Below are 12,048 nucleotides of genomic sequence, written 5' to 3' on the forward strand. Positions count from 1 at the left end.
GGTCTCGACTGCGCTCGACCAGACATTATTACAAATTTCTAACCGCGTTTTTAAATTGACGTCCACGATCTTCATAGTTTTCAAACAAATCAAAACTTGCACAAGCAGGAGATAACAATACATTATCACCAGCATCAGCTAATTTATAAGCTATTTTTACGGCTTCGCTCATAAATTGTGTTTCAATAATAACATCAACCATATTACCAAACGTGTTCATTAATTTTTCATTATCGACACCCAAACAAATAATAGCTTTTACCTTTTCGTTTATAAAAGGAAATAACTCTTCGTAATTATTACCTTTATCTACACCTCCAACAATCCAAACGGTTGGCGCATCCATACTTTCTAAAGCATAATATGTAGCATTTACGTTAGTAGCTTTAGAATCATTTATATATTGCACCTTATTAATTTTGAGCACTTGCTCTAGACGATGCTCAACCCCTTGAAAATTCTCTAAACTTTCTCTAATGGTTTGTTTTCTAATTTTAAGTAAATGCGCTACAGTAGAAGCTGCCATCGCATTTTTAACGTTGTGCTTTCCTTCTAGTGTAAGATTTGATGTTGGCATAATTATTTGATTGTTATTTATTGTTATTTTAATATTGTTGTTGTCTAAATACGCACCATTTTCAATTTTTTTAACTAATGAAAATGGCAATAATGTGGATTGAACTGGATTGTTTTTAAGATGACTAGTAATCACTTCGTCATCGGCATCATAAATCAAATAATCCGCTTTGGTTTGATTCATGGCTATCTTGAATTTAGAATGGATATAATTTTCAAATTTGTAATCATATCTATCTAAATGGTCGGGTGTAATGTTTGTGATAACGGCAATTTTCGGTTTAAAATCGATGATATCATCTAACTGAAAACTGCTAATCTCCAACACGTAATTTTCATAGTCTTTGTCTAAAATCTGTTTCGCAAAACTATCTCCAATGTTCCCCGCCAAACCCACATTTAATTCTTGTTTTAAAATGTGATGTGTTAAGGTTGCTGTTGTTGTTTTACCGTTACTTCCCGTAATTCCAACAATAGTTGCATCAGTGAATTTTGAAGCAAATTCAATTTCAGAAACCACAGTAATTCCCTTTTCACGGATTTGCTTAACCAAAGCCACTTTATCTGGAATCCCTGGACTTTTCATGATGATGTCAGCATTCAGAATCTTAGCTTCTGTATGCATTTCATCTTCCCATTCAATCTCATTATGTATAAGAACTTGTTTGTACTTTTCTTTTATTATTCCTTTATCGGAAACAAAAACGTCATATCCTTTTTCTTTTCCTAAAAGCGCTGTTCCTACACCACTTTCTCCACCACCTAATATGACTAATCTCATGATATACGATTTTAGAATTACGATTTACGATTATGGCTTCTCATTGTTCTAATTGACACCACAACTATTAACAGCAACTCATTAGCTCCTACATGCAATCTTTTAGCTCTATTTTTTAATGCTTCCTTCATTTATTAATTCGTAAATCATAAATCATAACTCGTAAATTCCCTTTATCTAATTTTCAAAGTCACAATAGAAATAATAGCTAGCAATATGCCTACAATCCAAAAACGTGTTACTATTTTGCTTTCGTGATATCCAGATTTTTGATAGTGATGATGTAGTGGCGCCATCTTAAAAATACGTCGCCCCTCCCCATACTTCTTTTTGGTATATTTAAACCAACTAACTTGCATAACCACCGATAAATTCTCCGCTAAAAAGATGCCGCATAATACTGGGATTAACCATTCTTTACGCACCGCTATTGCTATAACGGCAATTATTCCGCCAATAGTCAAACTCCCCGTATCGCCCATAAACACTTGAGCTGGAAAAGTGTTATACCATAAAAACCCAATAAGCGCACCTACAAACGCCGCTATATAAATTGTTATTTCCTCAACTCTGGGGATATACATTATATTGAGGTATTCTGAGAAAATAATATTACCAGATACCCAAGCAAAAATCCCCAACGTTAGGACAATTATAGCTGAAGTTCCCGCAGCCAAACCATCAATACCGTCGGTTAAGTTAGCACCATTTGAGACTGCAGTTATAATAAATATGGACACCAAAATAAAAATAATCCATGCGTACTTTTGTAAATGTGGGTTTATCCAAGTGATTAAATCTGCGTAATCGAACTCATTTCCTTTTACAAACGGAATAGTTGTTTTAGTTGATTTCACTTCGTCTTCGAATAACTTTGAAGCTTCAATATTTGGATTCTCTGCCAAAAGAACACGTTGCTCTGCAATAGGAAGTTTTTCCTTCATGGTTACATCTTGATGAAAAAACAAAGTTGCACCAACAATAATCCCAAGACCAACTTGGCCTAAAACTTTAAAGCGTCCTTTTAAACCCTCTTTATCATTTTTAAACTTTTTGATGTAATCATCAATAAATCCAATAGTTCCCATCCAAAGAGTCGTCACTATTAAAAGAAGAATGTAAATATTTTCTAATTTTGCTAATAACAACACTGGAATTAAAGTGGCAAGAATAATGATAACACCACCCATTGTTGGCGTACCTGCCTTTTCCTTTTGACCATCAAGACCTAAATCCCTAATGGTTTCTCCCACTTGCTGTTTTAATAAAAAACGAATGATTCTTTTACCGTAAATAGTAGAAATTAACAGGGATAAAATCATAGCTAAAGCCGCTCTAAAGGTTAAAAAACCAAAAAGTGTTGCTCCAGGAAATTGAAACTGTTTTTCTAAATATTCGAATAGGTAATACAACATATTATTTTTGTAATTGTTTTAAAAATTCTTGTACTATTTTAAGATCATCAAAATCAAAACGTTCGCCTTTAATTTCCTGATAGGTTTCATGTCCTTTGCCAGCTATTAAAATAATATCGTTAGGCTGCGCCATTTGGCAAGCCGCTTTAATAGCTTGTTTTCTATCAACAATGGTCAGCACCTTTTTATAGTTTAATGGTTCTACCCCTTTTTCTATATCTTCTAAAATAGCTTCTGGCTTTTCGCTTCTTGGATTATCGCTTGTAAAAATCACTTTAGTACTTAGCACCGAAGCGATATGCCCCATTTTAGGACGCTTGGTTTTATCTCTATCACCACCACAACCAACAACTGTAATGAGTTCTTCGTTTTTGGTACGAATGCTATTAATGGTTTCTAATACATTTTTTAAAGCATCAGGTGTGTGTGCATAATCTACAATAGCCGTTATTTTTTCATTTGAAACCACATACTGGAAACGTCCGCTTACATTTTCTAAATCACTTATTAATCTCAAAACCTCTACTTTTTCAAGTCCTAATAATTCTGCAGTAGCGTAAATTGCCAATACATTATATGCATTGAAATTCCCGATAAGCCTTGTCCAAACCTCGCTATCATTCACTTTAAGCAAAAGACCTCCAAATTGGTTTTCTAATATTTGAGATTTATAATCGGCATAGCTCTTTAAGGCATAGGTATATTTTCGAGCTCTAGTGTTTTGTAACATAACCAAGCCGTTTTTATCATCAATATTTACAATAGCAAATGCTTTATCTGAAAGCTCATCAAAGAACTTCTTTTTAACATCTCTATATTCTGCAAAAGTGTTATGATAATCTAAATGGTCATGGGATAAATTTGTGAATATTCCGCCTTCAAATTGCAAGCCTTCCGTTCTGTATTGATGAATGCCATGCGAACTCACTTCCATAAAACAAAACTCTACACCAACTGCATTCATTTCACTTAAATACTTATTAATAGTCAATGAATCTGGTGTGGTATGCGTAGCTTTATGCTCAGTATTATCAACCATAATTTTTACGGTTGACAACAAGCCCACTTTGTATCCTGCTTTTTTAAACAATTGATATAATAAGCTTGCTACAGTTGTTTTTCCGTTAGTTCCGGTAACTCCAACCAATCTTAAATTTTCTGATGGCGTATGGTAATAATTTGAAGCCATAATTGCCAAGGCTTTACTAGAGTTATCAACTTCTACATAAGTAACACCATCTTCTAATTTTTCTGGTAGTTTTTCGCAAACAATGCTTTTCGCCCCTTTTTCTATAGCGATATCAATAAAATCATGACCATCTGCAATCGCACCTCGAATAGCCACAAATAAATCGCCATTAGTAATTTTACGAGAATCAAAATCAATAGCGGGCACATCTATACCTGTACTACCAACAACTGCGTTGATAGTTACTTTATACAATATGTCTTTTAATGCCATCATGATGCCTTTAAAACTACAGTTTGGTTATCTTTTAATTTTGTGCTTTTATTGATTGATTGTGTTTTTATAATACCATTACCATTCAATTTCACCTTAATATCTACCTGCATATTTTCTAGAAGCACTATGGCATCCATTGCTGGCATACCCACTACATTTGGCATAATGGTTTTATAAGTTTGAGCTGTTTTATAAAAACTTTCATATTCATTTTCAACAGCACCTATTTTAACTTCTAATGATTCTATTTCATCAATTAAAGGGGTGTCTGTATATATTTTTTGAGCGACTCTTTTAAATACAGGTCCAGAAACATCTGCACCATAAAAACCAACTTTTGTGCTTGGTTTATGAATAACCACAATACAAGAATATTTAGGGTTTTCAACGGGGAAATACCCAGAGAAAGACGATATATATCTAGGACTATCTTCCCAATCTTTCATCCAATATTCTGTTCTAGCAGTTCCTGTTTTACCAGCCATGGAAAACGTTTTAGAATACAATTTCTTCCCTGTCCCTCTAACTACTATATTTTTTAATATCTCTTGTGTTTCATTTAAAGTTTCATCTGAACAGATTTTTTTAACAATAACCTCTTTATCAAAAGTTTCAATCTCTTTATCAAACTCTTTTATTGCTTTTAAAAATCTTGGCTTAATAAGTTCGCCATCATTGGCAATAGCATTATAAAATGCCAAAGTTTGAAGTGGTGTTAACTCTAAATTATACCCATACGCCATGGAAGGCAATGCATTTTTACTCCATTTTTTATCACCTGGCTCAGGTATATCCGGTTTGCCTTCACCTATTATGGAAACACCTAATGGTTTGTTCAATTTCCATTCTTTAATCCGATTAAGAAATTTTTCTGGTTTTTGAGAATAATGTTCATCTATAATAGTTGCTAAACCAATATTTGATGAAACCTCTAATGCACGAGCGGCAGAAATCTTACCATAGCCGCCTCTATGCGAATCATGTATATATCTTCCGTAAAACCGCTTTCTTCCCTTTTGAGTATCGACAATTGTAGCCGTATCAATAACTTTATCTTCTAAAGCCGCCATTAATGCCATAACTTTAAATGTAGATCCTGGCTCATGACTTTCGCCAACCGCATAATTTAGCTTTTCGTAATACTTCCCATTGCTGGTTCTTCCAAGGTTTGAAATTGCTCTAATCTCACCAGTCTTCACTTCCATAACCACCACACAACCGTGCTCGGCCTCGTACAATTCTAATTGCTTTAAAAGTGCGTGATGCGCTATATCTTGTATGTTTACATCAATAGTTGTATACACATCATAGCCGTCTTTTGGTTCAATTTCATTAGCATCACTTAAAGGCTTCCATTGCCCTTTTCCTATTTGCTGTTTTTTTCTTTGCCCATCTACACCTCGCAAATATTTAACCCCAAAAGCACCGTCAATCCCTGGTCTTGTTACATTACCTTTATCGTCTGTACGCTCATAACCAATGGTTCTTTGAGCAATACCGCCCATTGGATGTTCGCGCTTTGTTGTTTGCTCTACAATTAACCCACCTTTAAAGGCTCCAAGATTTAATAATGGAAAACGTCGCAATCGCGTATAATCTGAATAGCCAATATTTCTTGCCAATAGAAAATACCTATTTTTGTTGGCTCGCGCTCGCCTAATATCTTTTTCAAGTTTAGCTGAAGATTTTCCAGTGTATTTTGAAAGTGAATCGCAAAAAGGCTTTAAATATTTTTCGAATGTTTTATTTGAAGGCGTTAAAGCATCTAAGCGAATATCATATTTAGGAATTGAAGTCGCCAATAAATTCCCATTAACAGAATATACATTACCCCTATTGGCAGGAATAATAACATCTTTTACAACACGCTCTGTAGCTAAGGCTTTGTACTTATCGCCTTGTATAAACTGAATACTCAGCAATTTAAACACCACAGCAATACCGAAGATGAACATACATCCTGCTATAAAATATAATCGGTTTAATATACCTTTTTCGTTTACTGCCAAGACCTAACTTAATTTTGTGTTTTTACTTTTATTTTTTTTGGCGGGTTCTCCGATATAGCCAACCCTTTCTCTTTCATTGCTTTAATAACATGCGACTCCATTTTAAGCCTCATCAACTTAGAACGACCATCAACAAATGCAGAACGCATTTCTTTGACTTCATTTTTAAGTCGTGCCATTTCATACACTTTTTTATCTGCACTATGCGAACTTGCAATCATGACAATAGCTAGTCCAGAGACAAATAGGATTAATCGCCAACTTTTAAATGAATCATCACTAATTAAAAAAGTACCCTTTAATATGTTATAGATGTTTTTTTTCATTTCCCATTTATGCGTATGCAGAAATCTCTTTTTTAGCCACGAATGCATGAATCATTTTTCTTACTCTTGCATGCCTTGCATTATTATTTCACTAATTAAATTTTGCTTTACAAAATCGCTTCTAACTTCTCACTTTTTAAAGCTTTTCGGCTATTCTAAGCTTTGCACTTCTAGCTCTATTATTAGTTTTTATTTCTTCTGCAGAAGGAACAATCAAACCATTTACTTTTTTTAGTGGCACTTCAAAATTCCCAAACATATCACGCTCTGGTTCACCTTCAAACATGCCATTTCTAATAAAACGCTTCACCAACCTATCTTCTAAAGAGTGATAGGAAATAAAACTTAATCGCCCACCTTTAACTAGAATCTCTGGTGTTTGCTGCAAAAATTCTTTTAAAACCTCAATTTCTTGATTAACCTCAATTCTAATAGCTTGATAAATCTGAGCTAACACTTTATTTTCATAACGTGGCGGCAAAAACTTTCTTAAAACTGTTTTTAGCTGCTCGCTCGTTATAATTGGCTCCGTTTCTCTATACTCAACAATTAGTCTTGCCATTGCTGGCGCTGCACGCAATTCACCATATTGCAAAAACACTTGTTTTAATTGCTCTTCATCATACTCATTAACCACATGAAAAGCAGACAATTTGTTTTGTTGGTTCATTCGCATATCCAAATCTGCTTCAAAACGCGTGGAAAAACCGCGTTCAGCGACATCAAATTGATGAGATGACACACCAAAATCGGCTAAAATTCCATCTACTTGCTTTACACCATGAAACCTTAAAAAACGTTTTACAAATCTGAAATTCTCATGGATAAGCGTAAACCTATCATCGTCAATTGCATTTTCAAGAGCATCTGAATCTTGATCAAAAGCAAATAACTTTCCTTTATCGCCAAGTCGTTTTAATATCTCTTTACTGTGCCCGCCGCCACCAAAAGTAACATCTACATAAACACCTTCAGGTTTGATATTCAACCCATCTACGGCTTCTTTTAAAAGTACAGGGTTATGATATTCCATAATCGTCATCGTCTTGTCCCATTACCTCTTCGGCTAAATCTGCAAAATCATCAGCCGCATCGTCAATAACTTGTTCGTATAAATCTTTATCCCAAATTTCAATAATGTTGATAGCAGAAGCTACCACGATATTTTTTGAAATGTTAGCAAAAACCGTTAAGTCTTTTGGAATCAACAACCTCCCATTCACATCAACCTCAACCATTTTGGCTCCTGCTGTAAATCTTCGGATAAAATCATTATTCTTCTTTTTAAACTTATTTAGCTTATTCATTTTTTGCATGAGCACTTGCCATTCACTCATGGGATAAAGTTCTAAGCATTTTTGAAATACAGAACGACGTAAAACAAACCCTTCCTGCAAAACAGAAGAAAGTTGTTTTTTGATGGAAGCAGGCATCATTAATCTGCCTTTTGCATCAACTTTACAATCGTATGTCCCTGTAATTAAGTCCAAAGCGGTTTTAAAAGATATTAAGTGTTTAAGTTTCAAATATATTCAAAATTTACCATAATTTACCACTTCCTACCACTTTGTTAATAAATTTTTGAATGAAAATGTTTTTAAACCGATTTAAGAATAACAAATGCAATACCAACGCTATATCACACCAGATTAACGTCTTTCATTTCCAAATACTGGTTTTGTTAACATCTCTAATTTTAATGTTTTATGCATTTTTCTTTAAGAGAAATAGCAATTTTGCTTGAAAAGAATTATTATAGTGGAAATATCAATGAAATAACTATATTTGTTTTTAATGACTGACTAACTGATTAATGACGCATCATTTAAAAAAAGAAAAAAAATACAGCTATATTGAAGCAGGCGAAGGCACACCTATAATTGTGCTACATGGTCTTATGGGCGGCTTAAGCAACTTTGATTCTGTAACCGATTATTTTAGCGAAAAAGGATATAAAGTACTTATTCCTGAATTGCCTATATACAATATGACTTTACTTAAAACCAATGTGAAAAGTTTTGCAAAGTACCTGCATGACTTTATTGTTTTTAAAGGCTATAAAGAAGTAATTCTACTAGGAAACTCTTTAGGCGGACATATTGGTTTGTACCATACAAAAATGTACCCTGAAACCGTAAAAGCACTTATTATTACTGGAAGTTCTGGACTTTACGAAAGTGCAATGGGTGGCAGCTACCCCAAACGTAGCGATTACGAGGTTATTAAAAAGAAAGCACAAGATGTTTTTTACGACCCTGCTGTTGCCACAAAGGACATTGTAGATGAAGTTTACGAAACGGTAAACGACCGACATAAACTTATAAAAACATTAGCAATTGCCAAAAGCGCTATTAGACATAACATGTCTAAAGACTTGCCAAAAATGCAAACACCAACCTGTATTATTTGGGGTAAAAATGACAATGTAACACCTCCTGAGGTTGCTGTAGAATTTAACGACTTGCTCCCTGATTCTGAATTGCATTGGATTGACAAATGTGGCCATGCTGCCATGATGGAACATCCAGATGAATTTAATAGTGTTATGGATACTTGGTTACAAAAAAGAGGGTTTTAAAAAGCCTTATCCTGAACTACGAAAAGCAGTTCCGACCTCTCTGAAGCACAGGTAAAAAAAGAAACAAAAAATTTCATTGTTTTGAAAATCAAAAATTCAAGCAAAGTTTTAATAGATAAACCAAATTCAATTGATGTGGTTAAAATTTATCGATTTATGTCTTTTATCAAAATATTAACTTCAAATAATGAGATTCCCTCCTTCGAGGGAATGACAAAATATGCATATTAAATCTGCCGAATTTGTAATGAGCAATTCTGATGTTGCTAAATGCCCAAAAAGCAGGTTACCAGAATATGCTTTTATTGGTAGAAGTAATGTCGGTAAATCTTCATTAATTAATATGCTAACGAGCAGAAAAAGCTTAGCCAAAACTTCTGGAAGGCCAGGAAAAACACAACTTATAAATCATTTTTTGATAAATAAAAACTGGCATCTTGTCGACTTACCAGGCTATGGCTATGCACGTGTTTCTAAAAGCTCAAAAAAGACATTTCAAAAATTTATTACTCAATATTTTACAGTTCGCGAGCAGCTTGTTACCGCTTTTGTTTTGGTTGATATTAGGCATGAACCTCAACCTATAGATTTAGAATTTATGCAATGGCTAGGCGAAAACGGTATTCCATTTTCAATCATCTTTACAAAAGCTGATAAACTAAAACCTAAAGCTATTGAAAACCATGTGGATGTTTACAAAAATATTCTTCTAGAAACATGGGAAGATATGCCTAATTACTTTATAACCTCATCTTCTAAAGATATTGGCAAGGACGAAGTTTTGGAATACATTGAAGGGCTGAATGAGAATATGGAGTTGGATTCTAAAACTTTTATATAATAACCTTAATCCTCTCTTTTTGTTCTTTCTGTTTATATGCTAAAATTTAAAACTTTATTAATAAAAGCTAACTTAAGATATACGTAACCGTTGTTCGTCATATTGACCCGTCCTGAATAAAGGCTACATATTTTTAAACATTATGTACAAACGATAAAGTAATTAGATGTTACAGTGAACCTTTTAAATTAAAAATTAACAATGAAACATATAGCTTTCCTATTCTTTTTAACTATTTGCTTCCCTTCTATAGCACAAACTGAAAGGGGAAAATATTTTAAAAAAAAGAAATATGATCATAAACCCATTCCTACTTTTCAAGAAAGTAAAAAACAACTACCTATTCCTATTCTAGATGACAATCCAGAATGGGTAGATATGTATTGGAAAACATGGGAAATTGCCTTTTCTAATTTCAAAAGACCTCCTCAAAATTCACCTTTTGTATCTAATTTTATAGATGAGGCATTCAACGAACTCATTTTTCAGTGGGATACTCACTTTATGATTATGTTTGCAAGATATGGTCATGATATTTTTCCAGCAATAGAATCTCATGATAATTTTTATTGCCGTCAACATGATGATGGATTAATTTGGAGAGTTATCGCTGAAGCCGATGGAAGTGACCACTGGTGGGGAGGTGGAAAAAACTTTTCTAGAACTATCAACCCTCCTGTTTTTAGTTGGGTAGAAATGAAAAACTACGAACTTACAGGAGATGATTCTCGTTTTAAAATCATTTTTCCAGTTCTTGAAAAATATGTTGATTGGTTAGAAAAACATCGTCTATCTATAAATACTCCTCATCAATTATATTGGACTAATGGGCAGGCTTCAGGAATGGATAACACGCCAAGAGACAATGGACGACCTGATGGCCATAATAGTTTTTCGCCTGTTGGATGGATTGATATTAGCAGCCAAATGGTTATGAACTATCATGACTTATCTAATATCTGTAGCATTCTGAATTACAAGAATAAAGCAAAAGAATATAAAAGAAAAGCAAAAAAATTAGGAAACAAAATTAACAAGTGGTGTTGGAATGAAGAAGATGGAATCTATTACGATGTAGACCCTAAAGGTAAACAGCAAAAAATAAAAACAATTGCTTCATTTTGGCCTATGTTGGCAGGCATTACCTCACCTAAACAGAATGAAAAACTTATAAAACATCTTCAAAATCCAAATGAGTTTTGGAGAAAAAATATATTCCCATCGCTTTCTGCTGATGAAGAAGGCTATTCATCATTTGGGAATTATTGGAAAGGGGCAATCTGGGCACCAACCAATTACATGGTAATAAAAGGTTTAGAAAAAACTAATAACGAAAAATTCGCGACACAATGTGCAGAAAAATATTTAAACGGATTATATCAAGTATTTAAAGAAACTGGCACATTATGGGAATGCTACGCCCCAGATTCTTTTTCCCCAGCCTCATTTAAAAATGGTAATCAAGTTCGTAAAGACTTTGTTGGTTGGACGGGTATTGGCCCAGTTGCTTTGTTAATAGAAAATGTTCTTGGAATACGAGTAAATGGTAAGACCTCTGAAATAGAATGGATTCTCAATAGAAAAAGCAAGCATGGAATTAAAAACATTCATTGTGGAAACACAATTGTATCACTTATACACGAAATAAAAGATGGAAAATCAATTATAACTGCTACAAGTAGTAATGATGTAAAACTTAAAATAGTTCAAAATCAAAAATCAAAAAGTTATTATCTTTCAAAAGGAGAAACTATTATTGAATTATAAAATATGACAAATAGCTATGTACAACGTGTATAATTAATTGCTGCTGCTGGCTAAGAAAATCCATGACGAATTTCTATTCAGTTTATATTTGCTAAAGTCGTTGCTTAAAGCACGCCACTAATCATACAAGAAACACGTTGTAGCACATTTTGAAGAAAACGCTAACAAAAAATTAAATAATCTACAGTTATTTTTAATTGAAAAAAAAGTATTAATTAGGCACTTTCAGATGCACACAAATACTTGTAAATCAGCGATATAATTCGTAAATTAGAATAAACAAACCCCGA

10 protein-coding genes are annotated in these 12,048 nt (G+C 33.6%); 3 read left to right on the forward strand and 7 right to left on the reverse strand.

The features are described 5' to 3' along the window. Nucleotides 1-28 precede the first annotated feature (28 nt). The 7 genes from murD to mraZ all read right to left on the reverse strand — a co-directional run bounded on the left by murD (nt 29) and on the right by mraZ (nt 8,062). A complete protein-coding gene (murD, locus tag ABD935_RS00885; RefSeq protein WP_345189575.1) occupies nt 29-1,357 on the reverse strand; it encodes a UDP-N-acetylmuramoyl-L-alanine--D-glutamate ligase in 1,329 nt (442 codons plus the stop codon). Nucleotides 1,358-1,530: 173 nt separating this feature from the next. After that, nucleotides 1,531-2,772: a phospho-N-acetylmuramoyl-pentapeptide-transferase gene (gene mraY, locus ABD935_RS00890; protein WP_345189576.1), complete on the reverse strand. Its 1,242-nt coding sequence runs from the start codon at nt 2,770-2,772 to the stop codon at nt 1,531-1,533. 1 nt (nt 2,773) lies between these two features. Next, complete coding sequence (locus tag ABD935_RS00895) at nt 2,774-4,237, reverse strand: UDP-N-acetylmuramoyl-L-alanyl-D-glutamate--2,6-diaminopimelate ligase (RefSeq protein WP_345189577.1); 1,464 nt, start codon at nt 4,235-4,237, stop codon at nt 2,774-2,776. After that, the gene (locus ABD935_RS00900; RefSeq protein WP_345189588.1) at nt 4,234-6,192 is read right to left on the reverse strand and encodes a penicillin-binding protein; all 1,959 of its coding nucleotides are present in this window, start codon (nt 6,190-6,192) and stop codon (nt 4,234-4,236) included. Before ABD935_RS00900 ends, ABD935_RS00895 begins: the two co-directional genes overlap by 4 nt. 62 nt (nt 6,193-6,254) lie before the next feature. Beyond that, the gene (locus ABD935_RS00905) at nt 6,255-6,572 is read right to left on the reverse strand and encodes an FtsL-like putative cell division protein (protein ID WP_345189578.1); all 318 of its coding nucleotides are present in this window, start codon (nt 6,570-6,572) and stop codon (nt 6,255-6,257) included. 136 nt (nt 6,573-6,708) lie between these two features. Then, a complete protein-coding gene (rsmH, locus tag ABD935_RS00910) occupies nt 6,709-7,605 on the reverse strand; it encodes a 16S rRNA (cytosine(1402)-N(4))-methyltransferase RsmH (protein WP_345189579.1) in 897 nt (298 codons plus the stop codon). Next, nucleotides 7,592-8,062, reverse strand: a complete 471-nt coding sequence (gene mraZ, locus ABD935_RS00915) for a division/cell wall cluster transcriptional repressor MraZ (protein WP_345189589.1) — start codon at nt 8,060-8,062, stop codon at nt 7,592-7,594. The genes rsmH and mraZ overlap by 14 nt, the downstream gene beginning before the upstream one ends. Nucleotides 8,063-8,385: 323 nt before the next feature. Here mraZ and ABD935_RS00920 point away from each other — a divergent pair, with 323 nt between their 5' ends. From ABD935_RS00920 to ABD935_RS00930, 3 genes are all read left to right on the forward strand, one after another. Continuing rightward, nucleotides 8,386-9,150 carry an alpha/beta fold hydrolase gene (locus ABD935_RS00920; protein WP_345189580.1) on the forward strand — a complete coding sequence of 255 codons (765 nt, stop codon included), beginning with the start codon at nt 8,386-8,388 and terminating at the stop codon, nt 9,148-9,150. A gap of 220 nt (nt 9,151-9,370) precedes the next feature. Continuing rightward, the gene (yihA, locus tag ABD935_RS00925) at nt 9,371-9,991 is read left to right on the forward strand and encodes a ribosome biogenesis GTP-binding protein YihA/YsxC (protein WP_345189581.1); all 621 of its coding nucleotides are present in this window, start codon (nt 9,371-9,373) and stop codon (nt 9,989-9,991) included. Nucleotides 9,992-10,192: 201 nt separating this feature from the next. Then, nucleotides 10,193-11,758, forward strand: coding sequence for an MGH1-like glycoside hydrolase domain-containing protein (locus ABD935_RS00930; protein ID WP_345189582.1), 1,566 nt, complete (start codon nt 10,193-10,195; stop codon nt 11,756-11,758). The last annotated feature ends 290 nt before the right edge of the window (nt 11,759-12,048 follow it).

The organism is Algibacter agarivorans, assembly GCF_039543245.1.
GTDB lineage: Bacteria > Bacteroidota > Bacteroidia > Flavobacteriales > Flavobacteriaceae > Algibacter_G > Algibacter_G agarivorans.

Bases quoted from the DNA above. Each gene is read 5' to 3' on its own strand.
- murD (WP_345189575.1), bottom strand. From the start codon at position 1,357: ATGAGATTAGTCATATTAGGTGGTGGAGAAAGTGGTGTAGGAACAGCG.
- mraY (WP_345189576.1), bottom strand. From the start codon at position 2,772: ATGTTGTATTACCTATTCGAATATTTAGAAAAACAGTTTCAATTTCCT.
- ABD935_RS00895 (WP_345189577.1), bottom strand. From the start codon at position 4,237: ATGATGGCATTAAAAGACATATTGTATAAAGTAACTATCAACGCAGTT.
- ABD935_RS00900 (WP_345189588.1), bottom strand. From the start codon at position 6,192: ATGTTCATCTTCGGTATTGCTGTGGTGTTTAAATTGCTGAGTATTCAG.
- ABD935_RS00905 (WP_345189578.1), bottom strand. From the start codon at position 6,572: ATGAAAAAAAACATCTATAACATATTAAAGGGTACTTTTTTAATTAGT.
- rsmH (WP_345189579.1), bottom strand. From the start codon at position 7,605: ATGGAATATCATAACCCTGTACTTTTAAAAGAAGCCGTAGATGGGTTG.
- ABD935_RS00920 (WP_345189580.1), top strand. From the start codon at position 8,386: ATGACGCATCATTTAAAAAAAGAAAAAAAATACAGCTATATTGAAGCA.
- yihA (WP_345189581.1), top strand. From the start codon at position 9,371: ATGCATATTAAATCTGCCGAATTTGTAATGAGCAATTCTGATGTTGCT.
- ABD935_RS00930 (WP_345189582.1), top strand. From the start codon at position 10,193: ATGAAACATATAGCTTTCCTATTCTTTTTAACTATTTGCTTCCCTTCT.